The organism is Paenibacillus sp. MAHUQ-63 (assembly GCF_028765165.1).
Classification (GTDB): Bacteria; Bacillota; Bacilli; order Paenibacillales; family NBRC-103111; genus Paenibacillus_E.
Window position 1 is genome coordinate 1 of sequence record NZ_JARADB010000014.1, and the last position, 23,839, is coordinate 23,839.

Below are 23,839 nucleotides of genomic sequence, written 5' to 3' on the forward strand. Positions count from 1 at the left end.
ATCTCGAACACGACCGTTAAGCCCTCCAGCGTCGATGGTACTTGAACCGCAGGGTTCTGGGAGAGTAGAACGTTGCCAAGCACGAGAGAAAGCCTTTCTGAGAGAAATCTCAGGAAGGTTTTTTTGTATGTACGCAACTGCCGGCAAAGCGGCTGCATGTCAAAGAGACCCTTTACCGCCTGTTATTGCAGGTAGCAAGAGGTCTCTTTTTCCGTAATTTTGATCAAACCGCTCTTCCGGTATGGACGGAAACGAAAAAGCATCCATAGCCGCGGCATGAGCATCCACAAGTGGAAAATCACGAGGTAGAGGAGCCAAGGATGAGGAATCCATGGATAGAGCAGCATGATCATGGAAAGTCCGATCCAGAACAAGTGGAGCTGGATGCGATTAACGAGCTTCACGGAAGCATGTCCCTCTGGCAGCGATCCGCACCAGAAGACGCCCCAGCGATAAGTCCACCCTCGCATAGCCATCCCGATGGTGTATTGAAAATAGACGCGCACGAGCAGCGTATGAAACACAAGTAGAATCGGGTAGCCCAGCAAGAGAGGGAGCCAGTTCTCGGGGTCGAATTTGAAGAAGAGTGCTAGCGCTAAAACTAGAAGATATAAGATCTTTTTATACAGGGAATGATAAATTCGTTTAACTAAAGTATAGCTATAAATCGTAGATTGCTTGGAGAGAGTTGCTTCTTGTTTCGTGGACATGGATGCTGACCTCCGTAAGCCGGTTAATCTTATATTAGGGTATATCGGCACATTCCTTCCAAAATATGAGCGTTTAGCTAGTTTGGGAGAATCGCGAGCCGGATATACTAATAGTAAAAGAACATGGGGTGATTCATATGGAGGAGAACCGAATTGGGATATGTATGATCTGTGAGCAGCAGCGTATTGGCGGCATTCATATTATTACAGCTTTCATTTGCGATGAATGCAGCGGTGAAATTGTGAGAACCAATGTGAGCGATCAGAAATACCCGTTCTTCGTGAAGCAGATGAAAAAAGCATTTTATACAGGGAATTCTAAACAGCATTATATGAATTAATGGGAGAAGCTTCTGTTCGGAAGCTTTTTTGTTTTTTTGGCTTCAATCCACTACTATAAGGGTACTAAGTAGAAAGTTCAAGGAGCCTCTAGCGAATGGATAGCAATTCTCAAAGCAATCACCAGGACAGCCGGCACCGGGCACCGCTGTTTCAAGCGATGGTCGATCATCAAGCACGGAACCCGGTAAGCCTCCATGTCCCCGGACATAAGTCAGGCCAAGGCCTGCTGAGCGAGGGGGCTGATTATTTGCAACAAGTGATGTCGGTCGATTTCACCGAAATAACAGGTCTGGACGACTTGCACCACGCCGAGGGTGTGATTCTGGAGGCGGAGCAGCTGGCCGCGGACTGTTTCGGAGCGGAGGAGACGCATTTTCTCATTGGGGGCAGTACAGTCGGGAACTTGGCGATGATTTCAGCCGTTTGTGAAAGAAACGATATATTGCTCGTACAAAGGAACGTTCATAAATCAGTCCTGCATGGACTTATGTTAGCTGGAGCAAGAGCAGTGTTCATTGCCCCGGCCATCGATTCGGAAACAGGGATAGCGGCCAGTGTACGCATAGAGGATGTAAGACAAGCACTGGAGCAGTATCCCGAGGCCAAAGGGCTCTTCCTCACCAATCCGAATTATTACGGTATCGGCACGGAATTGACGCCTTTCGCCGAGCTGATGCATGCCCATGGGAAGGTGCTGCTTGTGGATGAAGCGCATGGGGCACATTATGGCTTTCATCCGCAGGTTCCGGCCTCCGCTCTCTCGCATGGTGCGGACGCGGTTGTGCAATCCACGCATAAGATGCTGACAGCCATGACAATGGGCGCTATGCTCCATCTGCAAGGTCCGCTCATCGACCGCGGCGCCATCCGGCGGCTGCTCGGGATGCTGCAGAGCTCGAGTCCTTCGTATCCGATAATGGCCTCTTTGGATTTGGCCAGAAAGAGGATGCATACGGAAGGTCAGGCATGGATGGCAGCAGGGATTGCCGTCGTGACAGAATTCAGATCCTTGCTGGATGGAATAAGCAGGTTTCACTATTTCCCGAAGGAATTCCCGGCGGTTCAACCAACAGACGTGAGTGAAGAAGGCCGCGAGACGGCGGACCCGTTCAAGGTCGCCCTATATGATGCAACGAATAGGCTGACTCCGACAGAGCTCAAGGAGCGGTTGGAGGAGCAGGGCGTTTACATAGAAATGACGGATGCCCGTCATGTGCTGCTCGTTTTCACGCCGGCTACGAGTCGTGCGGAGATGTTAAGGGTCGCAGATGCATTGAATAACATTTGTTTGGACGCGCCGGAACAAAAGAAGGAACTTCAGGCGCCCATCTCGAATATACTTAAATTACCCTACTACACACGAATCTCTTCGCCGGTGGCTTTTGATCTGAGAGAAAGATCAGGCGCGAAGCAAGGGGAGGAAGCGGTGAGGAAGGTAAGCATTCAGGATGCGGTGGGCATGAAGTCTGCGGATATGGTCATCCCGTATCCACCAGGCGTTCCTTATCTTTACCCCGGCGAAATCATCACAGAATCGATAGTCCAAGCGCTGGAGCAGCTTGCAGCAAGTGGAATCAAGTTTCAAGGTACAGAATTCGGTCAGACACACAAGTTGAAGATATACACATAAACTATTTTATATCGACTGGTAAAGCAGCATGCAGGAGGAAGAGTGAACGGAATATTCATTACGTTTGAAGGGCCGGACGGCTCAGGCAAAACGACGCAGTTGAAGAAATTAGGTGAGGAGCTGGGGAAATTAGGACATGATGTCCTCGTTACGCGAGAACCGGGCGGAACCGCGATCAGCGACAAGATTCGCAGCATCATTCTGGATCCGGTTAACGAGGAGATGGTGGATCAGGCGGAAGTGCTGCTGTATGCGGCTTCCAGAGCGCAGCATGTTCACCAATTGATTATACCGGCGCTTGAAGCAGGACGGATCGTATTATGCGACCGGTTCATCGATGCAAGTGTTGCGTATCAAGGATATGGGCTTGGCGTTGACGTTGAGCAAGTCAAGGCAATTTCGCGCTATGCCAGCTCCGGACTGCAAGCGACGCGCACTTTCATTCTGGATGTTCCTGTAGAGGTCAGCATGGCCAGATTGCATCAGAGAGCAGCAGGAGCGAGCGGCGCTGCCGAGCAGCTGGACCGCATCGAGCAGAAGCATGTCGATTACCATAGCCGGGTAAGGGAAGGCTTTCATCAGATTGCAGCCGATCATCCTGATCGCGTAAGAGTAATCAATGCGAACCGCAGCGTGGAGGAGATTGCGGAGGACATTTGGACTCAATGCAGCCGACTGCTAGAGGAACATTTTGCATAGGGAGCATTTTTCTCCCTAAAGCAGAAAATGCATTCTTAGTTTATAATAAGAGGAGGCAACCCCTATGAAACTAGTCGTAGCCGTAGTGCAAGATAAGGATAGCAACCGTCTTTCCAATGCTTTGATCAAGGAAGGGTTTCGTGCGACGAAATTGGCAAGTACAGGCGGATTCCTGCGCGCAGGGAACACAACGTTCATGATCGGTACGGAAGATGAGAGAGTCCAGGAAGTTATGCAAGTCATTCGCGCCAATTGCAAGATTCGGGAGCAGCTCGTTACGCCGGTTTCTCCGATGGGAGGAACGACGGATTCCTACATTCCGTTTCCGGTGGAAGTGCAAGTTGGCGGAGCGGCGGTTTTCGTACTGCCGGTCGAACGCTTCGAGCATTACTGATTGCATTGTAAATTAGATCTATACGAGGATGGATGTACGGTGAAAATTAATCCGGGGTGGCAGCCCATCGGTAAGAACGTCAAAGTGAATGAGAACGTCCCGCCGCCACAGATGGCCCCCCGGAATTTCTCTGAAATCATGCAGCAGCATGATGAGAAGTTTACGCAGGAGCAATTGTCCAGAATGGTGCAGCAAATTACGCTGCAGGGAGACCGTCTGTCGCGGGCGATGACGGTGAGAGAGCTGCTTCAGTATAAGCTGTTGATCAAACAGTTCCTGGAGGAAACGGCTCGCCGCGGCGTTAATTTACGAGATACGAAGGGCTGGGACCGACGCGGCCGTTCGAAGCGATATAAGCTGTTGGAAGAAATCGACCTGGAGCTTCTCTCCTTGGCGGATGAGCTGCTGGAGAGCGAGCAGGGGCGCATTGAAATTTTGCAGAAAATCGGAGAAATCCGAGGGATGCTGATTAATTTGTTATTCTAGGATGGTGCCAGAACGAATGTCCTTCCAATCCATACCGGGACAAGCTGCGGCGAAGCAGCTTCTGCAGAACGGGCTGCGACAAGATAAGCTGTCTCATGCCTACATATTTAGCGGACCTGTGGGAACAGGGCGTTCAGCCATGGCGATCGCTTTGGCCAAAGCGATATATTGTCAGCACGGGACGGATGATGCCTGCGGCGAATGTCTGGAGTGCCGCAAGGTGGAGCACGGGAATCATCCTGATTTGCATATCGTGAGTCCGGAAGGAGCTTCGATCAAGATCGAGCAAATCCGTGAGCTGCAGAAGGAGTTCGCTTATCGCGCAACAGCTTCCGGCACGAAAATCTATATGTTGCATCACGCGGATAAAATGACGGTGCAGGCTGCCAACAGTCTGCTGAAATTCTTGGAAGAGCCGACTTCGCGAGTCATTGCGATTCTGATTACGGAGAATGGCAACGCGCTGCTGCCGACGATTCAATCGCGGGCGCAGTGGATCCAATTCACGCCTATGCCGCGTGAACAGATGATCCTCGCACTCCTGGAGGAGGGCTATCCCTCAACGCTTGTACAGCCCGCCGCGCATTTAACCGCAGGATTGCAAGCTGCAAGGGAACTGATCGGTGCGAATTGGTTTGCAGAAATGAGAACCGTAATGTTACAATTAGCGAAGGAGACACTCACGCGGTTTCCTACTTCTATGATTACGGTTCAACAACGAATTGTGAAAACAGAGCTTGCGGAGCATATGTCGAGTCTTTTCGACTTGTTGATCCTCTGGTTTAAAGATATGGTGCAGCTGCGTTTAGAGCGCAGGGACAAGCTTGTATATAACGACCAGCTGGACTGGATGAGCTCCCTCGCGCTTAGCCGGGACGTTTCGGTCTGGGTGCGTATGATGGAGCAAGCCGTAGATTTGCAAAAGCGACTGCGCTTCAATGCCAATTCTCAGCTGGTTATAGAGAAAATGCTCGTGGAGATGCAGGGGGTGTAAAATGTATTCGGTTGTAGGCGTCCGCTTCAAAAAAGCGGGTAAAATATATTATTTCGATCCGATCGATTTGCCGATCGAGAAAGAAAGTGCCGTCATTGTGGAAACCGCTCGCGGTGTGGAATACGGCAAAGTGGTCGTAGGCAAGAAGAATGTCAAAGAGAACGACGTTGTGCTGCCGCTCAAGAAGGTCATTCGCATAGCGGATGATTCGGATGCTGATTTGGTCGAAGAGAATAAAAAAGCAGCCAAAGATGCCTTCCAGACGTGCCACGACAAAATCAAAGACCATAATCTTAAGATGAAACTTGTGGACGTAGAGTATACCTTTGACCGCAATAAAATCATTTTTTACTTCACGGCTGAAGGGCGGGTCGATTTCCGCGAGCTGGTGAAGGATTTGGCGAGTATTTTCCGGACCCGGATCGAACTGCGCCAAATTGGCGTGCGGGACGAAGCGAAGATGCTGGGCGGGATCGGCCCGTGCGGCCGGATCTTATGCTGCTCGTCGTTCTTGGGTGATTTTGAGCCGGTATCGATCAAGATGGCCAAGGATCAGAATTTATCGCTCAATCCGACGAAAATTTCCGGCTTATGCGGCAGGTTGATGTGCTGTCTCAAGTATGAGCACGACAATTATGAAAGTGCGAAGGATTCATTGCCAACCGTCGGAAGGCATGTAATCACCTCTTTTGGTAACGGTAAGGTATTAGGATTAAACATCAATGAGCGTACGGCCAAAGTTCAGCTGTTTGAACTAGGCAAAACACTTGATTTACCTTTCGACGATGTAGTTGAACAAGAATAGCGACAGTAGGATCCAAGGAGGCGCTGGCCAGTAAGCATGCATGGCACTAGAGGTGAAAGCGTGGATAAACAGGATATTTTTGGACAAATAGATGGAATCGAAGAAAGAATGGGTGCCACTTATGCGGAACTAGGCGCCTTGAAGAAGCAAATCATTATACTCATTGAAGAAAATAAGCGACTAAGCATAGAGAATCAGCAGCTGCGCAAACTGATCCGGCAAGAGGAAACGGTTGTCGAGAAGCCTGTCGGCGTTGCGGAGGAACCGGTGTCCATGCCGGGAGCCGGATATGATAATTTGACCCGCTTGTACAATGAAGGCTTCCATATTTGCAATGTGTACTATGGTCACCTTCGGACTGAGGGAGATTGTTTGTTTTGCTTATCCTTTTTAAATAAATAAGAGCAATTGACCGTAGGGGTGTATGCCTTACGGTTTTTTTCCATAACTCAGCAAGACTTAGCAAAGGAATGAAATTGACGAATGGTGCCACTCAGACCAACCGAGCGAATTGACGATTTACTGACTTATGATTTGAAAATCATTCAAAGCGACGAAGTGTTCAGCTTCTCGATGGATGCTGTCCTGCTGGGACGGTTCTGCAGTTTGCCGCCGAAAGGCCGCGTCATTGACTTATGTACGGGCAACGGGGTCGTACCGCTGCTCTTATCCACACGAACGCGCGCGGAGATCTGGGGCGTTGAGATTCAGGAGCGTCTGGCCGATATGGCGGTGCGCAATGCCGTGTTGAATGATTTGGGGGACAGGCTGCATATGATACAAGGTGACCTCAAAACGATTCATGGCACCTTGGGCCACGGGCAGTTCGATGCCGTAACGGTGAACCCGCCGTATTTGCCTGTACCGAACGGAGAACAGAACGTGAACGCGCATGTTGCGGCAGCCCGGCATGAGATTCATTGCAACCTGGAGGATGTCGTTGCTGCGTGCGCGAAGCTGGTGAAAGCAGGCGGGAAGACAGCGATGGTGCATCGGGCTACGCGTGTGGTCGACATCATATGCTTGATGAGGAAATACCGCCTGGAGCCGAAGCGGATTCGCTACGTTCATGCCCGGGCCGGCGAAGAGGCGATGATGGTGCTGATCGAGGCGATCAAGGATGGAAAGCCCGAAATCCGTACGCTGCCTCCACTTATCGTCTATGATGAGAACCAGGAGTACTGCAAAGAACTGAAAGACATTTATTACGGGGGCAGAGCCTCGTTAGAGTTTTCAGAAGCGTAAAGGTAGAACAGACTATAGGCGAAGAGGGAACTGACATTGAGCTTGCATGTGCAGAAAAGTTATCGCGAAGACGGGAGCGCCGCAGGTACGCTCTATCTGGTTGCCACACCGATCGGCAACCTTGAAGACATGACCTTCCGGGCGATCCGCATCCTGAAGGAAGTGAACCTGATTGCCGCAGAGGACACGCGGCAAACCCGCAAGCTGCTGACGCACTTCGAAGTCGCCACGCGACTCGTCAGCTATCACGAACACAACAAGCAGGCAAGCGGTCCGGAGCTCGTCCGCTTGCTGCTTGAAGGGCAGAGCATCGCGCTGGTCAGCGATGCGGGTCTGCCGGCCATCTCCGATCCAGGCTACGACCTGGTGAGGATGGCCATAGAGCAGGGCGCGCCGGTGGTACCGGTGCCCGGCGCGAATGCAGCCCTGTCGGCGCTGATTGCATCAGGCTTGCCGACAGAGCGTTTCACCTTCGTTGGATTTCTCCCCCGGGAGAAAAAGGAGCAGACGAAGGTGCTGGAAGGGCTGCAGCATGCGCAGGAGACGCTGCTGTTCTATGAATCGCCGCACCGCGTCGACAAGACACTTGCCCGCATGGCGGAAGTGTGGGGGCCGGAGCGCCGGGTGTGTATGGCCCGCGAGTTGACGAAGCGGTACGAGGAGTTCGTGCGCGGCACGATTGCAGAGTGCCTGGCGTTCCTGGAGCAGAATCCGCCGCAGGGCGAATACTGCTTGATCGCCGAAGGCGCGTCGGCCGAAGCGGCCAAGGAGGCCGCGGACGGCTGGTGGGAGGCGAAGACGCTTGCCGAGCATGTCGAGCATTATGAGGCGCAAGGCAGCGACCGGAAGGAAGCCATGAAGCAGGTGGCGAGCGACCGCGGGCTTTCCAAGCGAGACGTCTACAATGCTTTGCTTGATCGTTAAGGCGAGGGTGCCGATCGGGGTGGGGAGAGGGAACCGCAAGCAAGGTTCCCTGCGTTCCGGACAAAAAAAGATCTCTAACCTGTGGCCGGAGCCAACACGATTAGAGATTAGAGGAGATATGAAAAAGGTTAGAATTACCAATAGGATAAGTGCTACTTCTATTATATACTATTTTTCTTATTTTGTCACAGGTGTTGGCATCTCTGCTAAACAAATATGACAAACAATTTTTCCCTTAAAGTACGAAACGCCTTCGGCATTCCCGCAGAAGATGCAGGCAGGCTCATATTTCTTAAGCATGATGCGTTCGCCATCTACATAAATTTCCAAAGCGTCCTTCTCGCCAATACCTAGCGTACGGCGCAATTCAATTGGAATTACGACGCGCCCCAACTCGTCAACTTTTCTTACAATACCCGTAGATTTCATCATCTATGTAAACCCCTTTCGATTTTATTAAAATTTTATCAATATCGTCATGTTTCGACATATCTTCTTGTCTTATGATACCAACCATTCCCAAAATAGTCAACTGGTTTTTCGCTCTTTCAAGCATAAAATTCATTTTTTTTCAAAAACCCGTTTTGCATGAAAAAGAGCGAAAAACCTTATAGAATAGGGGTTTGTAAATAATATATTACTACCATTCCGCGATAAAAGGATGAATTAGCCAATGGGTACGCAGAGGTCGAGGGTAAGAAAAATTGGGATTTGCTAATTCGACAAAATACGACATACCTTGTCGAAGTGTTGGATGGAAATGTCGAAAGTATGTAGAATGGAAGGAAGAGAGGTTGTGGACAGATGAAAGAAGAGAAAGTGTTTAAAGATCCGGTTCATAAATATATTTACGTACAGGATGATACGATCTGGGATTTAATCAATACGCGGGAGTTTCAGCGACTGCGCCGCATCCGGCAATTGGGCACCTCGTATTTAACTTTCCATGGCGCAGAGCATAGCCGGTTCTCGCATTCGCTCGGCGTATATGAAGTTACGCGCAAAATCATTTCTCAGTTCGAGCGCAATCAATATGAAGACTGGCCGAAGGAAGAACGGCTGTTGTGCCTGTGTGCGGCGCTGCTTCACGATTTGGGCCATGGCCCCTTCTCCCATTCCATCGAGAAAGCTTTCGGTACGAGGCATGAAGACTGGTCCTGCAAAATCGTGCTTGGCGATACGGAGGTCAACAGGGTACTCAGCCGGGTTTCGCCTGATTTTCCGAAAAAGGTGGCTGGCGTTATCTGCAAATCCTATAGCGAGGAAATCGTCGTTTCCCTAGTCTCCTCTCAGTTGGATGCCGATCGGATGGACTACCTCCTGAGGGATGCGTATTTCACCGGCGTTAACTACGGTACGTTCGATCTGGAGCGGATTCTTCGTGTCATTCGCCCTTACCGGGGGCATATTGTGGTCAAGGAGAGCGGCATGCATGCCGTTGAGGATTATTTGATGTCCCGCTATCAAATGTATTGGCAAGTCTATTTCCATCCGGTGACACGGAGTGCGGAGATTTTGCTGCATAAAATTTTCGCCAGGGCCAAACATTTATACGAGGATCATTATACGTTTGGCTTCATGACCGACCCGATTCTGCACCTCATTCAGAACCAAATTTCGCTGGACGATTATTTGCTGTTGGATGAATCCGTGATGCAGTCGATGCTGACGTTCTGGATGAGCGAGAAGGACCTCGTACTGGCCGATATGTGCAAGCGGTTCTTGGATCGGAAGCTGTATAAATACAGCACCTTCGATGAGTCCAATCAGCGCGTTATTCCGCTTATGGAGCAAGTGATGGAGGAGGTCGGCTTCGATCCGATCTACTACATGGAAATTGATTTCCCGACGAATCAGTCCTATGATGTGTACAGACCCGGGGAGACGGAGGACAATTTGCCGATTCTGTTGCTGGATCATAAGGAGACGCTGACGGAAATTACGCATCGGTCGGAGATTGTGCAGTCGATCAGCGGCTTCCAGATGGGCAAGCATCATGTCTACTATCCGGAGGAGTTTCTCGAACGCTTGAATCCGGGGGATTACCCGGATTTATGGAAGCTGCTCGGCGAGCGGGATTAGGAAATAGCTGAATTATGAAAGTATACATAAGAGATAAGGGAGAGTTACAGTTACCATGCTGACGGATTCGCATACACATCTAAATGCAGAACAGTTTCAAGAGGATCAGGAGGAGGTCATTCAGCGTGCGCGCGATGCCGGTGTTACGCGGATGGTGAATGTCGGATTCAACCGGGAGACGATTCCCAGTTCCATCGAACTTGCGGAGAAATATGATTTCATCTATACGACAGTGGGATGGCACCCTGTGGATGCTATCGATATGATGCCCGGTGATTTGGAATGGATTGAATCGCTATGCGCGCATGAGAAGGTGGTCGCTATCGGGGAGATCGGGCTGGACTATCACTGGGATAAGTCGCCGAGGGACGTACAGCAGCGTGTCTTCCGGGAGCAGATCGCACTTGCGCGGAAGCTGCGGATGCCTATCGTCATTCATAACCGGGACGCCCATCATGATATTCTGACCATATTGAAGGAGGAGAAAGCGTCCGAGGTCGGGGGCATTATGCACTGCTTCTCGGGCAGCTGGGAGACGGCGAAGCAATGTCTCGACATGAATTTCCATATTTCCTTCGGGGGTCCGGTAACGTTCAAGAATGCCAAACAGCCCAAAGAAGTCTTGGCTCAGGTTCCGTTGGACCGGTTGTTAATCGAGACGGATGCCCCTTACCTGACTCCGCATCCTTTCCGCGGCAAGCGCAATGAATCGGCTTATGTTCGACTGGTCGCTGAGACAGCCGCGGAAATACGGGGGCTTACGCTGGAAGAGATTGCAGAAATTACGACAAACAACGCTATTCGTTTGCTAGGACTCAAGTGATGCGTTCTTCGCGAATTTGCGCCGAAGGATGACGCCGCAGCCCAGCGAGATGAGAGCGAGCCCTAGAAGCGGAACTGTGTAATAAATCGGTGTGGAGCGGATGAGCAGAGGCACCGAGAGGATGCACAGCTCCAAGAGCAGGACGGCCCAGATGATGAAGGCCACAGAGCCTGCTTTCAGCCGGCGGTCCAGCGGATACATCTCCATCCAGAAGGTGTAGCGGTGCGCTCGCTCCAAGGGTGTCAGCTGGATCATCGAGACAAGTAAGGCGATCAAGAAGATAAGCGTTCTCGCCGCAGGGCTGCTCGAGACGGCGATGGCGAGTGCTCCCAGCAAGGAAACCCGCAGCACGATGGAGAACAGCTCGGTACGCAGTAAAGTTTTCATATATATGTAGAGATAGGTTGCATCCTGTTTAAAAGGAATAAATCTCGTCACCCCGCTGATCCAGCTTCGGCGGGTTATTCGCGTTCCCAGCTGAGGCACGTCAACGAACCAGTTGAAGAAGGCGTAAAGCCGTGCCTGCTGCTGCTTTTCCCTTGTAATGAGGTAATCCCAGCCGATGACAAATTTGGTGACGTAATGCGCGGCGGTCAGCCAAGCGAGCGTCAGCAGAAGAGCGGCTGCGCTTGCCCAGAATACGCTGCCCAGGAATTGCAGGGATACGAGGCCTGCCGTAGCGATCCAGCGAAAGCCTGCCGAAAGCCGTCTAGCCCGCTCGCTCGTGAACCGGCTCTCCTGCCAGCTTGCCAATAAATTGGCTACCTTTATTAATAGTAGAAGAACCAGCATGACGAGAAAGTGCTGTTCGGAAGACCCGAGACAATGGTGGTACAGCGGCCATAGGACGACCCAGGCAATGAATGTCCAGAAAGCCTGCAGAGCCAGACTGTACATGAAGCTGCTGCGGAAGTAAGGGCCCATTCGATGCTCGGCGGGAAGCAGGAACATCCGGTCGGCGCCCCTGACCAACGTGCGAATCGGGCTTGATGCCAGCAGGGGGACAAGCAGCAGGAGGACGACCCAAAGATAGGGATAATCTGTCGGAAGACGCTGTAATATTTTTGCATAATAATAGGAAGAAACGATGACAAGAAATAACAGCAGGCCGAAAAAATTGCTGCGTGCCGCATACTGCAGATAGCCCATGGATTCCTTCATATAATGTTCGAATCTGCGCTGCCACAGGGTGCGGGTGTCTAGGTCCATGGCATTCATAAGGACTCCCCTTTGACCAGTTTATAGAAGATGTCGTCCAGTGACGCTTGCTGGAGCCCGGTTTGCTGACGCAATTCGACTAAATCTCCCTGTGCGACCATATGCCCTTTGTGCAGAACGACATAGTTATCGCAATATTTCTCAATTGTAGACAAAATGTGTGACGAAATCAGGAAACTTGCGCCTCGGCGTTTCATCTGCACCATAAGCTCCAATAAAGAGCGGATCGCCAAAGGATCGAGGCCGAGGAACGGTTCGTCGATAATGTACAAGGAAGGCTCGATAAGGAAGGCATTCATGATCATGACCTTCTGTTTCATTCCTTTGGACAAGTGGCTGGCGAAGGCGTTCAGCTTGTCCTGCATCTGAAATTGCTCCAGAAGCTTCTGCGAGCGCGACAAGTAATCCGCTTCGTTTAATCCGTAAGCCCTAGCGGTGAGCTCGAGGTGCTCGCGGATCGTCAATTCTTCATACAGCTCCGGACTTTCCGGCACGTATGCGTAAGTTGCGCGATAAGGCAGCGGGTTCTCCGCCAGCGTCAGGCCGTTGATTTTGATCGATCCCTTTTGCGGTTGAAGCAGGCCGAGGATATTTTTGATTGTTGTGCTTTTACCTGCTCCATTCAATCCGATCAATCCCATCATTTCGCCTTGTCGAATCGAAAATGTGAGGTCATGAAGTACAGGTTTATTTGGCAAATATCCCCCATATAAAGCGTTTACTTCTAGAATGGGCCCCATCTCATAGCCTCCCTGAATAGCAAATTATTGGTATTTCGGAACGTATTTCTTTCACGAACATTATAAACAAATTTAGTTTCTAAGCCTAGTTTCGTAGTGAAAACACGAAAAAACCTAGTATTCGTACGTTATAGTGAGAAAAAGGTAGATAAAAAGTGGTTTTATTTCACAAACAAGCGAATTTTAATCGATTTAGCCCTTTTTAATAGGTGTCAATCCCTTTACAGCCAGAGATTAACAGCGTAATATACTTTTCATAATAACTTAATAACCAATTTGCCATTTTTCCATTCGCTGAGTTCCAATTATGGGAACGGGGGAACCACTGTAAGCCGGATTAGCGCATAAGCTGATCAAGCGAACAGAGTGTGTAACAGGGGTGAATCTTGGGTGTTAAACGTAAGTTGACATCCGAGTAGGGCGACTCTCACGTCCGAATCCGTCAGCTAACCTCGTAAGCGTAAGAGAGGTAACGATTGTCGTGCGTGCTATTTTGTGTATTTAACTATGCAAACTAAGCCAGCGAGAAGAGTCCTCTTCTTGCTGGCTTTTTATTTCCTGTAAGGACCTATCCGATCCGGACGACGATTCGCGTACCGGAACTCAGAGGAGGATGAACCGGCAATCGGGGTGAATCGCCGATTCGCAGCTCTATATTCAGCGGGCTGGCGGTGATGAACACGTTAAGTTAAATTTAAACCTTAGTCGCGTCAAATCTAATCATGCTGTAACCTGGCGGCGAGGCTTTGAAGGAGGACCGAAGAAGTGGGCAGTATCTCTTTAAGCGAGACCCATGTAAAACGATCATCCAGCATGTCCTTCGCATTGCGATGGAAGCATGAAAACTTGCGTTTGATTTTGAGTTTGGCTCTTATCTCAATCGCAATGACTTTCATGTTTTTGGTGTTGTTGTACGGTACGGCTACCAAGAGCGTATCCGTGGTTGTGAATGGACAAGAAACCGTTGTGCACACGAAGCAATGGGTCCTGCAACGCCTACTGGATGAACAAGCCATAACGATTGGTGAACACGATGAAATATCTGCAGAGCCTTCGACTACGATCAAGGGCGGAGATAAATTCGTCATCGAACACGCTTCCCCAATTCAATTGACTGCTGATGGAAAGACCACCACTGTTTACACAACTGCAAGAACGGTCGAAAGTGCATTGCAACGTTTACATATTGCACTTGGGGAGCAAGATAAATTAACTCCTGAACCGACAGCCGCTCTGAACGCCGGCGATGAGATCAAGATCGTCCGCGTAAAGAAAGAGACGGAGGAAGTGACCGAAGCGATTGCATTCGATACCGAGAAGAAGAACGATGCATCGATGCTTAAAGGCAAAGAGCAAGTTGTTCAAGAAGGCAAAGAGGGCGTTCTGCTGAAAAAGAAAGAGAAAACGTATGAAGACGGTGTACTCGTTGCGGAAGCCGTTGTAAGCCAAGAAGTGAAGCAAGAAAGCGTCAATAAAGTCGTGTCCGTCGGCACGAAAAATCCCGTTGTTGTTCTATCGGCCTCATCTCCAAGTGTGGATGAAGTTTCTAAAAATGGTGTTACATTCGGCTATAAGCAAATTCTGAAAAATGTGAAGCTGACCGCCTATTCGGCAGGGGTTGATTCGACAGGCAAAGCGGAAGGAACTCCTGGGTACGGTAAGACATACACAGGAACTACGGTTACTGAAGGCAGAACGATTGCAGTTGATCCCAAGGTGATCCCGCTCGGATGGTGGGTTTACATTGAGGGTGTGGGCTTCCGTCGTGCCGAAGATATCGGCAGCGGTGTGAAAGGCCAAATGATTGACGTATACTTCGAAGACCATAACTATGCCAATAAATTCGGAACGAAACAAGGGTACACCGTATATGTCGTAGGACCAAAAAAACCGTCTGAAAACTAAGTGTAAACGTCTGTTATAGCGGGAAGAATGTCATATATACGTGGCCAGGCTGGCAGTCTGGGCGAAAGAAGAGGGGTCCCCTCTTCTTTTTCTGCGTAGATAAGATATTATATACTTTAGGCTTGCAATGGCTGTATCTGGGGTACGGAAAGGGAATCGATTTATGATCAAAGAAGTCATTGTCGTCGAAGGCAAGGATGACACGGCCGCGATCCGCCGAGCTGTCGAGGCGGATACGATAGAAACCGGCGGCTCCGCCATCGGGCAAGCCGTCTTGAAACGCATTGCGCTAGCGCAGCAGCGCAGAGGCGTTATTATTTTCACGGATCCCGATCACGCCGGCGAGCGGATCCGCAAGATTGTCACCGCCAAGGTGCCGGGCTGCAAGCATGCCTTCATCACGCAGGAGCAGGCGGAGTACAAGGGCGACATCGGCGTGGAGAATGCGTCGCCGGAGACGATCCGGCAGGCGCTGCAGAACCTTCGGACGGAGTACGAAGGGGCTGTCTCGCAGCTAACCATGGAGGATCTCGTGAAGGCAGGGCTGATCGTCCATCCCGAGGCTGCGTCACGCCGGCTCGTTGTAGGGAACGCGCTTGGCATCGGCTACTGCAATGGCAAGCAATTTTATAAGCGATGTGCGATGTTCCAGATTTCGCGTGAGGAATTCGAGGCGGCTCTGGAGCATCTGGAAACGACGAATATATAGATAAATGAGGTCTATAGGATGAATATACCCGGCAATCCCGTGAATGTAACAGCAGAGGACGTGGCAACACCCAGCAAGACGAAGCAAATTATCAAGAAGCATAATCTCGTGCTCAAGAAGAGTCTGGGTCAGAACTTCCTGATCGACCAGAACATCCTGAGCAAGATCATCTCGGCCGCCGAGCTCGGGCCGAATAAAGGCGCGTTGGAGATCGGCCCCGGCATCGGGGCGCTCACCCAGCAGCTGGCCAAGCTCGCAGGGCGCGTCTTGGCCGTGGAGATCGACCAGCGTCTGCTGCCTATTCTAGGCGAGACGCTGGAACCGTACCCGCATGCCACCGTCGTCCATAGCGACATCTTGAAGACCGACCTGCCGGAGCTGTTCCGGCAGCACTTCGCGGGCGTGGATGGCGTCAGTGTCGTCGCCAATCTGCCCTACTACATCACGACGCCGATTATCATGAAGCTTCTCGAAGAGAAGCTCCCTCTGGAGAATATTGTCGTGATGATTCAGAAAGAAGTGGCGGATCGCATGGCCGCCCGCCCCGGCACCAAAGATTACGGCAGCCTCAGCATTGCCGTTCAGTTCTACTGCGAGCCGGAGCTCGTCACGATCGTGCCGCGCACCGTCTTCGTGCCGCAGCCGAACGTCGATTCCGCCGTCATCCGGCTGCGCGTGCGCCAAGCGCCGCCGGTCGAGGTGGCGGACGTGGACTTCTTCTTCGCCGTGGTCCAGGCCTCCTTCGTGCAGCGGCGCAAAACGCTGTACAATAACCTGGCTGCGCGGTTCTTTACCAAAGACAACAAGGCCGAGCTGGAAGCGCTGCTGCACGGCTGTGAGATCGAGCCTTCGCGCCGCGGCGAAACGCTCAGCATGGCAGAGTTCGCGCGTCTGTCGACGGCGCTGCGCGCGCACGGCTGCAAATAAACCCGCACCAAATGCCCAGTCCCGCCATAGGATAACCCTAGGAGGGGATTGGTGCGATGAGGCAAGGAGATTTTGTAACCCGTAAATCCTATGGCGGCGACGTCATGTTTAAGATTGAACGCATTGAACAACTGAAGGCTATCCTGCGCGGTGTCGATTATAGATTGCTTGCAGATGCGCCCTTAGTGGATTTAACGTTGAGGAACCCAGCCGATTCGGCGGATCTGGATCATCCCCGGTCGAGTTCGCCGGAGTTCCGAGAATCGCTGCGGAGACTCGCAGTATCCCAGATGCAGCTGCAGGAGAAGAATCATCATTCCGTGACGCATAACCAGAAGCCTGGCATGGGGTATTTCGAAGTGCCCGGCAAGGTGCTGCACTTGGACGGAGACCCGACCTATCTGCGCAAAAGCATGCAGCTTTACGGAGAGCTGCGGGTACCGGCAGAAGGCTATTATATTCCCGAATCCCAAATGGCTGACGCACTTCACCGGCTGCTTCCGCAAATCAAGCCGGACATTGTGGTCATTACCGGGCATGACGGCATTCTGAAGCATCGCAAAGCGGCCGGTCCGAGCGGTTTGGCCAGCTATAAGAACTCGCAGAACTTCGTCAACGCGGTCCATGTGGCCCGGCAGTATGAACGCAATCGGGATTCGATGATTATCGTGGCCGGTGCCTGTCAGTCGCATTTCGAGGCGCTGCTGCGCGCGGGGGCGAATTTCGCTAGCTCGCCGGCCCGTATCCTCATACACGCCCTGGATCCGCTCTGTATTGCCGCGAAGCTGTCTTATACGTCAGTGAAGGACACCATATCCATGCTGGACATTATGGACTTAACGGTAACGGGTCTGGACGGACTGGGAGGCGTAGAGACGAGAGGGAGCTACCGGATGGGGGTTCCTGGCATTCAACATACCGAAGAGCATACGTGAACGGTGCTTACTCATATAATGACACTTTCCTAATGGCCGGCTCCTTGGCGGAGTTGGCGGGGGAGTGTCTTTTTTTATTGGAAAAGTGTGAATAATTTGCGAACTTTGGAGACAACCTGTACAATGGGCAATTCGAGAATTAGGCGAAAATGCCGTTGACAACTGGATTGAGGTGCTGATATAATATTTGACCTCATTTGACATGCCTGTCAGAATGGGTTATAATTACTTAGGAAAGAGGTGGTAGTTGACAATGGCAAAAAATGCGCTGTTGGAAATCAAACGCAGTTTGGAGCCCCACGTCGGGCAGAAGATCATGTTGAGAGCGAATGGTGGCCGTCGAAAGACAGTCGAGCGTTCCGGTGTTTTAGAAGAAACCTACCCTTCTGTGTTTATTGTGAAGCTGGACCAAGAATCACACGCCTTTAAACGAGTATCCTACAGCTACGCCGACATTCTTACCGAATCTGTTGAAGTGACGGTGTGCAATGACGACGGCCAGGTGCGAATTACCTATATCCAACATTAAACAACCGTTTCTATAATGAGCAGACCTGAGGGTCTGTTTTTTGCATTGAATGGACCGAAGACCCCTTGTGCATACTAACGTTACTTTATGCTAACCAAGCCAAAGGAGGTTCGCAGTATGAGTCGCAGAAGAAGTGTTATGTCCGAGAGTTTCAAAAACGAGCTCGCCAAAGATCTCGGGTTCTACGAGGTGGTGCAGCGTGAAGGCTGGGAGGGCATTCGAACCAAGGATGCCGGGAATATGGTCAAGCGGGCTATACAGATTGCCCAGGAAACGCTGGTGAAGCAGCAGACAGCCTCAGCGCCGCCGGCACAAGCTTCTTATCGGCAGCCGTATGCTCAAGCGCCTGCTCCGCAGCCATATGCTCAAGCTCCTGCACCTGCTCAGCAACCGTATGCTCAGACGAGCTATAACCAGGGCGGTTACGGCGGTTATTCACCGAATGCAATGACGAATCAGGCACCAACAGGCTTTCACGGGGCAGGCACGGCCCCTCAGCAAGGATCTCCAGCCGATCAGCGCCCTTCCTACAGCTAAAGCGAATGCTTTAGCTTTTTTTTTGCGCTTTTGTTATAATATTGAAACGGCAAACGAGCAAAAGAAGGTGATTCGGTTGAAAATATTTGAAAAAGCACCGGCTAAAATCAATTTATCCTTAGATGTTTTACATAAAAGACCCGATGGCTATCATGAAGTAGAGATGGTTATGACGATGGTTGACTTGGCTGACCGGATCGAAATGCAGGAGATGTCGCGGGACACGATCATTATATCCAGTCAGGCGGGCTATATTCCGTTAGATGAGAAGAATTTGGCCTTTCAGGCGGCGCGCCTGATCAAGGACCGTTATGACGTCAAGAAAGGCGTCTACATACACTTGGACAAGAAGATCCCCGTAGCTGCGGGACTGGCAGGAGGCAGCAGCGACGCTGCGGCGACGCTGAGAGGCTTGAACCGGCTGTGGGATTTGAATATTCCGATGGAAGAGCTGCAGGTGCTTGGCGCGGAGCTCGGCTCCGACGTGCCTTTCTGTGTAACGGGAGGGACGGCGCTTGCCACGGGACGGGGAGAGAAGCTGGAGCCGGTCGTCTCGCCGCCGCAGTGCTGGGTTGTGTTGGCCAAGCCGCCGATTAATGTGTCCACATCCGAGATCTACGGGAAGCTGAACGCCCGCCAGATTAAGCGGCATCCTTCGACGCAGAACGTCTTGAAGGCGATTCGGGAGAAGCAGTTCGATCAGCTCTGCGCGAACCTCGGCAACGTGCTGGAGGAAGTGACGCTGGACTTGTATCCGGAGGTGAGACACCTCAAGGAATGTATGCAGCGTTTGGGAGCGGACGGCGTCTTGATGTCAGGAAGCGGGCCGACCGTATTCGGACTTGTTTCCAAGGAAGCGAAGGTGCCTCGGATTTATAACGGCTTGCGCGGCTTCTGCAAGGATGTCTATGCGGTGCGCATGCTGACATAAGCGACGGAAGTGTGTGTAGAGGGCCCTGCAAGGGCTCTTTTTTAAGGTGCGGCGTATGGAAGTCCGAAGGGATTTTGGCATTACTAAGATTACTTATGTTTGCTGCTATAGGAATTCGAGGGCAAGCCCAGGAGAACGTATAGCATTTTTAAGTATGTAACGTATGTGTCAGGTGTGTGTCAAGTTAATTTTCATGCTAAGCTTGAATAAATACGTATAAAAGTGGTATATTTTCATTATATTATTCGGATTTTGTGGGGGGTAGTGCGATGAAAAAGTTGAAAAGGAGCGCTAGGCTGGTAGAAATGACGCAGTACTTGTTGTTTCGCCCCCATTCGTTAATTCCTTTAACGACTTTTGCCGAGCGTTACAACTCAGCGAAGTCCTCGATCAGCGAGGATTTGGCAATTATTAAAGAAGTTTTCGAGGAAGAGGGGCTCGGCGAGCTGCAAACGCTTGCGGGTGCTGCCGGCGGCGTGAAGTTTTCGCCCAAAGTGCCTAAGGAGACCTCGCTGAAGTTCATTGAACAGCTGTGCTTGCAGCTGCAGCAACCGGAACGGATCCTGCCGGGCGGTTACTTGTATATGTCTGATATTATGGGGCAGCCCCAATATTTGAATGAAATCGGCAAAACGTTCGCTTCAGCCTTCGCAGGCCGGGATATCGACGTGATTATGACCGTAGAAACGAAAGGCATTCCGCTCGCTTACGCGACGGCTACTTATATGAATTTGCCCGTTGTCGTCGTTCGCAGGGACAGCCGGGTAACCGAGGGCTCCGCTGTGAGCATTAACTACGTATCGGGCTCCAACAAACGGATCCAGACGATGTCGCTCGCCAGACGCGCCTTGAAAGAGGAGTCGAAGGTGCTTATCATCGACGATTTCATGCATGTCGGGGGTACCATTCACGGGATGATGGATTTGCTCGCCGAATTCAAAGCCTCCGTGCAGGGCGTCGGCGTCTTCATGGAGTCTTGCGAGGTCGAGGAGCATCTCGTTGACGATTACGTGTCGCTTGCCCGCCTATATGGCGTAGACTCGAAGACCAAGCAGATTACCGTGGAACCGGGAAATTATTTTGATCATACAAAAGGAGACGCATAGCGATGGAATTCATTTCAACAACGGCAGCGCCTGCTGCTATCGGACCTTATTCGCAAGCCGTTAAGCTGGGCAACCTGCTGTTCACTTCGGGACAAATCCCGCTCGGCTTGGACGGACAAATCGTACAGGGCGGAATGAAGGAGCAGGCGCATCAAGTTTTCGCCAATTTGAAGGGCGTGCTGGAAGCGGCCGGCTCTTCCTTCGGACAAGTCGTGAAAGCGACGGTGTTTCTGAAGGATATGAACCAGTTCGCAGAGCTGAATGAAATTTATGCTTCGTATTTCGGCGATCACAAGCCGGCCAGATCGACTGTCGAAGTTGCTCGATTACCTCGTGATGTTTTTGTCGAAATTGAGTTAATTGCTGTGATTCCTGTCGAAAATTAACAGTAACATTAAGATTGTATAAAATTATCGAAAATTTCAAAAAAAGAAGAAGGAATTTGCACGCCGATGTGGAATATTACACCCAAGTCTCAGAGATGGAAAAAGGTGGTGAACACAAAGTGCAAATTACAGATGTAAGGCTCCGCCGGGTCAACTCCGAGGGGAGGATGAAAGCGATCGCTTCGATTACGATCGATAACGAGTTCGTCGTACACGACATACGTGTTATCGATGGTAACAACGGGATGTTCGTAGCTATGCCTAGCAAACGAACGCCGGATGGAGAGTTCCGCGACATCGCTCATCCAATTTCTTCCACAACACGCGAGAAAATTCAAGCTGCCGTATTGGCTGAATACGACCGCGCAGCCGTGGAAGAAGAAGTTATTGAAGAAGGTGCATAAAGTAAAATATGAAGGGAGCCCTTAGGGGCTCTCTTTTCTTTTGAGTGGTTTTGGTGCTATATTGGAAGGTGATGAACTTATAAATCCATGAATCCAGGCATACAGCATTCACGATAATAAAGGGGTTGGATAGGCATTGAAGGTTATGGCGATAGTGTTGGCGGCAGGGCAAGGTAAACGAATGAAATCGAAGCTGTACAAAGTGCTTCATCCCGTTGTCGGCAAACCAATGGTAGGGCACGTTGTCGATACGCTTCAGCAAATAGACGCAACAAGAACTTTGGTCGTCGTCGGCTTCGGTGCTGAAGCTGTGAAGAGCTACCTTGGCGACCGCGTCGAGTATGCGCTGCAGGAGCAGCAGTGCGGAACCGGTCATGCGGTACTGCAGGCCAAGGACCAGCTTGGCGATGAGGAAGGGATGACCGTCGTGATTTGCGGCGATACGCCGCTGATCTCGGATACGACGCTGCGCAGTACGATCGAGCTGCATCAGCGGTCCGGCGCGTCGGCGACGATTCTGACGGCGAAGCTGGATGAGCCGCAAGGCTACGGCCGTATTATTCGAGGTGATGACGGGCGCGTGGTGCGGATTGTCGAGCAGAAGGATTGCACCAGCGAGGAAGCGGCTGTCCAGGAGATCAATACGGGTACGTACATTTTCGATAACCGCAAGCTGTTCAAGGCGCTGGGTTCCGTTACGAACAACAATGCCCAGAACGAGTATTATTTGACGGATGTCATCGGCATTCTGACAGGCGCAGGCGAGATCGTTCAAGGCTACTGCATGGAAGATGCGGCGGAGTCGATCGGCGTGAACGACCGGGTCGCCCTGGCGGAAGCGGAGCGTTTGTTCAAAGCCCGGATTAATCGCGAGCACATGCTGAATGGGGTCACCATTATCGATCCGTCCAATACGTACATCGAGAAAGGTGTGACGATCGGAGCGGATACGGTGCTGCTGCCGGGCACGATTTTGCGCGGAAGTACGGTTATCGGCGAGCAGTGCACGATCGGCCCGAACACGGAGATTATCGACTCTGTCGTGAAGGATGACGTGACGATCAAGCAGTCCGTACTCCAAGGCGCTACTGTCGATAACGAAGCCAGCGTTGGCCCGTTCGCTTATTTGCGGCCTGGCGCCAATCTCGGGAAGCAAGTGAAGATCGGCGATTTCGTCGAGATTAAGAATGCGACCCTGGGCGAGGGGACCAAAGTATCGCATCTGAGCTATGTGGGTGACGCCGTGGTCGGCACGAACGTCAATATTGGCTGCGGTGCGATTACGGTCAATTACGACGGCTTCAACAAGAGCCTGACGGAAATCGGCAACGATGCCTTCGTAGGCAGCAACGTGAACTTGATCGCTCCGGTGAAGATCGGCAATGGCGCCTACGTTGTCGCAGGCTCTACGATCACGCATGCCGTGAATGACGGGGATTTGGCGATCGCACGGGAAAGACAGACGAACAAACCGGGCTATGCGGATAAGATCAAAGCGCGGATGAAAGCGAAGAAGGAAAACGGCAAAGCGAAGAAAGAATAGCAAGAGATAACCGCACGGTAAATCTCCCTTGCTAGGATGAATTTGGATGGAACCTCCTAAGGTTGGGTACGCTATGAACTAGCGGTTACCACTTGGCGTCTTTTACGGAAGTAATTGTGCTGAGCAAAATTTTTAGGAGGTTCTTTGTCATATGGCAATGTCATTGAAAGCGGAAGCCCGCAAAGAGACTACAAAATTCGATATCAAGCAGCTGCGTGTAAAGGGCAAAGTGCCGGCGGTCGTGTACGGCAAGAAGGTGGCCTCAACGGTCATCACCGTCGATCAGAAGGATCTGATGGCGCTGCTACGGAAAAACCCGCATGCGATCATTGATCTGGACATGCCGGACGGCGGCAAGCAGCCGGTCATGATCAATGAGATCCAGCGCAGCCCACTGAGCCGGGAACTGCTTCATGTGGACTTCCACCAAATCAACATGGATGAGCCGGTGAAAACCGTGGTGACGCTCGATTTCGTGGGAGATGCGATCGGAGCGAAGGAAGGCGGCATTCTGCAGATTCAGCTGCATGAGCTGGAGATCCGCTGCCTGCCGAACCAGATACCGGCTTCCATTACCGTCGATATATCGAATGTCGGCATCGGAGAGAACATGCTCGTCAGTGAGCTGACGGTGCCGGGGAATGTTGAAGTGAAATCGGATCCGAACGAGCTGGTGCTGACCATCCTTGCGCCACAGAAAGAGGCTCCGGAGGACGTTGCTGCTCAAGGCAAGGAAGATAAGCCGAACGAGGTTAGTGAGGAAGCGAAAGAGGAACAACCGGTATAAAGGCGAAGAAGGGGTACCCTCGGCAGAAGCGAAGGGTATCCTTTTTTT

General features: G+C 51.3%; 27 protein-coding genes, 1 rRNA gene, 1 pseudogene and 1 riboswitch. Of the genes and pseudogenes, 25 read left to right on the forward strand and 4 right to left on the reverse strand.

All coding sequences use genetic code 11. The features are described from left to right. A 5S ribosomal RNA gene (gene rrf, locus PUT07_RS35725) occupies positions 1-81 on the forward strand; the annotation flags it as partial. A 101-nt stretch (positions 82-182) separates the two neighbouring features. On the opposite strand, the gene PUT07_RS33505 is transcribed toward rrf, so the two are convergent. Further along, positions 183-710 (reverse strand): hypothetical protein, encoded by a 528-nt coding sequence (locus tag PUT07_RS33505; protein WP_274473162.1) that lies wholly within the window; start codon positions 708-710, stop codon positions 183-185. A gap of 137 nt (positions 711-847) precedes the next feature. On the opposite strand from PUT07_RS33505, the gene PUT07_RS33510 reads away from it, so the two are divergent. The 10 genes from PUT07_RS33510 to rsmI all read left to right on the forward strand — a co-directional run bounded on the left by PUT07_RS33510 (position 848) and on the right by rsmI (position 8,229). Then, positions 848-1,051: a sigma factor G inhibitor Gin gene (locus PUT07_RS33510; RefSeq protein ID WP_274473163.1), complete on the forward strand. Its 204-nt coding sequence runs from the start codon at positions 848-850 to the stop codon at positions 1,049-1,051. Positions 1,052-1,146: 95 nt separating this feature from the next. Then, on the forward strand, positions 1,147-2,682 hold the full coding sequence (locus PUT07_RS33515; RefSeq protein ID WP_274473164.1) for an aminotransferase class I/II-fold pyridoxal phosphate-dependent enzyme: 1,536 nt from the start codon (positions 1,147-1,149) through the stop codon (positions 2,680-2,682). 42 nt (positions 2,683-2,724) lie between these two features. Beyond that, positions 2,725-3,381, forward strand: a complete 657-nt coding sequence (tmk, locus tag PUT07_RS33520) for a dTMP kinase (RefSeq protein WP_274473165.1) — start codon at positions 2,725-2,727, stop codon at positions 3,379-3,381. Positions 3,382-3,445: 64 nt separating this feature from the next. Next, on the forward strand, positions 3,446-3,775 hold the full coding sequence (locus PUT07_RS33525; RefSeq protein WP_079417169.1) for a cyclic-di-AMP receptor: 330 nt from the start codon (positions 3,446-3,448) through the stop codon (positions 3,773-3,775). Positions 3,776-3,814: 39 nt separating this feature from the next. Further along, positions 3,815-4,261 (forward strand): YaaR family protein, encoded by a 447-nt coding sequence (locus PUT07_RS33530; protein ID WP_274473167.1) that lies wholly within the window; start codon positions 3,815-3,817, stop codon positions 4,259-4,261. A 16-nt stretch (positions 4,262-4,277) separates the two neighbouring features. Continuing rightward, a complete protein-coding gene (gene holB / locus PUT07_RS33535; RefSeq protein WP_274473168.1) occupies positions 4,278-5,255 on the forward strand; it encodes a DNA polymerase III subunit delta' in 978 nt (325 codons plus the stop codon). A gap of 1 nt (position 5,256) precedes the next feature. Then, the gene (locus tag PUT07_RS33540) at positions 5,257-6,060 is read left to right on the forward strand and encodes a PSP1 domain-containing protein (RefSeq protein ID WP_274473169.1); all 804 of its coding nucleotides are present in this window, start codon (positions 5,257-5,259) and stop codon (positions 6,058-6,060) included. A 60-nt stretch (positions 6,061-6,120) separates the two neighbouring features. Beyond that, the gene (gene yabA, locus PUT07_RS33545) at positions 6,121-6,462 is read left to right on the forward strand and encodes a DNA replication initiation control protein YabA (RefSeq protein WP_274473170.1); all 342 of its coding nucleotides are present in this window, start codon (positions 6,121-6,123) and stop codon (positions 6,460-6,462) included. Between the two features lie 81 nt (positions 6,463-6,543). Continuing rightward, a complete protein-coding gene (locus tag PUT07_RS33550) occupies positions 6,544-7,305 on the forward strand; it encodes a tRNA1(Val) (adenine(37)-N6)-methyltransferase (RefSeq protein ID WP_274473172.1) in 762 nt (253 codons plus the stop codon). A 36-nt stretch (positions 7,306-7,341) separates the two neighbouring features. Continuing rightward, positions 7,342-8,229, forward strand: coding sequence for a 16S rRNA (cytidine(1402)-2'-O)-methyltransferase (gene rsmI / locus PUT07_RS33555; RefSeq protein ID WP_274473174.1), 888 nt, complete (start codon positions 7,342-7,344; stop codon positions 8,227-8,229). Between the two features lie 177 nt (positions 8,230-8,406). Here rsmI and PUT07_RS33560 read toward each other — a convergent pair whose 3' ends face one another. After that, on the reverse strand, positions 8,407-8,661 hold the full coding sequence (locus tag PUT07_RS33560) for an AbrB/MazE/SpoVT family DNA-binding domain-containing protein (protein WP_127457122.1): 255 nt from the start codon (positions 8,659-8,661) through the stop codon (positions 8,407-8,409). 372 nt (positions 8,662-9,033) lie between these two features. On the opposite strand from PUT07_RS33560, the gene PUT07_RS33565 reads away from it, so the two are divergent. Then, entirely contained in the window at positions 9,034-10,311 is a 1,278-nt protein-coding gene (locus PUT07_RS33565) for an HD domain-containing protein (RefSeq protein ID WP_274473175.1), read from the forward strand. Between the two features lie 55 nt (positions 10,312-10,366). Beyond that, entirely contained in the window at positions 10,367-11,134 is a 768-nt protein-coding gene (locus PUT07_RS33570; protein WP_274473176.1) for a TatD family hydrolase, read from the forward strand. Here PUT07_RS33570 and PUT07_RS33575 read toward each other — a convergent pair. Both PUT07_RS33575 and PUT07_RS33580 read right to left on the reverse strand, forming a co-directional pair. Next, positions 11,120-12,352 carry an ABC transporter permease gene (locus PUT07_RS33575; RefSeq protein WP_274473177.1) on the reverse strand — a complete coding sequence of 411 codons (1,233 nt, stop codon included), beginning with the start codon at positions 12,350-12,352 and terminating at the stop codon, positions 11,120-11,122. The two genes, PUT07_RS33570 and PUT07_RS33575, sit on opposite strands and share 15 nt — an antisense overlap. Next, the gene (locus tag PUT07_RS33580) at positions 12,349-13,092 is read right to left on the reverse strand and encodes an ABC transporter ATP-binding protein (protein WP_274473178.1); all 744 of its coding nucleotides are present in this window, start codon (positions 13,090-13,092) and stop codon (positions 12,349-12,351) included. The genes PUT07_RS33575 and PUT07_RS33580 overlap by 4 nt, the downstream gene beginning before the upstream one ends. 282 nt (positions 13,093-13,374) lie before the next feature. Then, positions 13,375-13,568: riboswitch (cyclic di-AMP (ydaO/yuaA leader) on the forward strand. 289 nt (positions 13,569-13,857) lie between these two features. Here PUT07_RS33580 and PUT07_RS33585 point away from each other — a divergent pair. From PUT07_RS33585 to PUT07_RS33640, 12 genes and pseudogenes are all read left to right on the forward strand, one after another. Beyond that, the gene (locus PUT07_RS33585; protein WP_274473179.1) at positions 13,858-14,997 is read left to right on the forward strand and encodes a 3D domain-containing protein; all 1,140 of its coding nucleotides are present in this window, start codon (positions 13,858-13,860) and stop codon (positions 14,995-14,997) included. Positions 14,998-15,160: 163 nt separating this feature from the next. Next, positions 15,161-15,706 (forward strand): ribonuclease M5, encoded by a 546-nt coding sequence (gene rnmV / locus PUT07_RS33590; RefSeq protein ID WP_274473182.1) that lies wholly within the window; start codon positions 15,161-15,163, stop codon positions 15,704-15,706. 18 nt (positions 15,707-15,724) lie between these two features. Beyond that, complete coding sequence (gene rsmA / locus PUT07_RS33595; protein WP_274473185.1) at positions 15,725-16,633, forward strand: 16S rRNA (adenine(1518)-N(6)/adenine(1519)-N(6))-dimethyltransferase RsmA; 909 nt, start codon at positions 15,725-15,727, stop codon at positions 16,631-16,633. Positions 16,634-16,689: 56 nt separating this feature from the next. Then, positions 16,690-17,568, forward strand: coding sequence for a sporulation peptidase YabG (yabG, locus tag PUT07_RS33600; protein WP_274473186.1), 879 nt, complete (start codon positions 16,690-16,692; stop codon positions 17,566-17,568). 253 nt (positions 17,569-17,821) lie between these two features. Next, positions 17,822-18,097 (forward strand): biofilm formation stimulator Veg, encoded by a 276-nt coding sequence (gene veg / locus PUT07_RS33605; protein ID WP_028557365.1) that lies wholly within the window; start codon positions 17,822-17,824, stop codon positions 18,095-18,097. Between the two features lie 117 nt (positions 18,098-18,214). After that, positions 18,215-18,385, forward strand: a pseudogene (locus PUT07_RS33610) (small, acid-soluble spore protein, alpha/beta type); the annotation flags it as partial. 325 nt (positions 18,386-18,710) lie between these two features. After that, positions 18,711-19,565 (forward strand): 4-(cytidine 5'-diphospho)-2-C-methyl-D-erythritol kinase, encoded by an 855-nt coding sequence (gene ispE / locus PUT07_RS33615; RefSeq protein ID WP_274473187.1) that lies wholly within the window; start codon positions 18,711-18,713, stop codon positions 19,563-19,565. Between the two features lie 269 nt (positions 19,566-19,834). After that, positions 19,835-20,671, forward strand: coding sequence for a pur operon repressor (purR, locus tag PUT07_RS33620; RefSeq protein WP_274473188.1), 837 nt, complete (start codon positions 19,835-19,837; stop codon positions 20,669-20,671). Between the two features lie 2 nt (positions 20,672-20,673). Then, on the forward strand, positions 20,674-21,057 hold the full coding sequence (locus PUT07_RS33625) for a RidA family protein (protein WP_274473189.1): 384 nt from the start codon (positions 20,674-20,676) through the stop codon (positions 21,055-21,057). Positions 21,058-21,176: 119 nt separating this feature from the next. Continuing rightward, positions 21,177-21,461 (forward strand): septation regulator SpoVG, encoded by a 285-nt coding sequence (gene spoVG, locus PUT07_RS33630; protein ID WP_028557369.1) that lies wholly within the window; start codon positions 21,177-21,179, stop codon positions 21,459-21,461. Between the two features lie 136 nt (positions 21,462-21,597). After that, positions 21,598-23,004: a bifunctional UDP-N-acetylglucosamine diphosphorylase/glucosamine-1-phosphate N-acetyltransferase GlmU gene (gene glmU, locus PUT07_RS33635; RefSeq protein ID WP_274473191.1), complete on the forward strand. Its 1,407-nt coding sequence runs from the start codon at positions 21,598-21,600 to the stop codon at positions 23,002-23,004. A 151-nt stretch (positions 23,005-23,155) separates the two neighbouring features. Then, positions 23,156-23,791 (forward strand): 50S ribosomal protein L25/general stress protein Ctc, encoded by a 636-nt coding sequence (locus PUT07_RS33640; RefSeq protein ID WP_274473193.1) that lies wholly within the window; start codon positions 23,156-23,158, stop codon positions 23,789-23,791. The last annotated feature ends 48 nt before the right edge of the window (positions 23,792-23,839 follow it).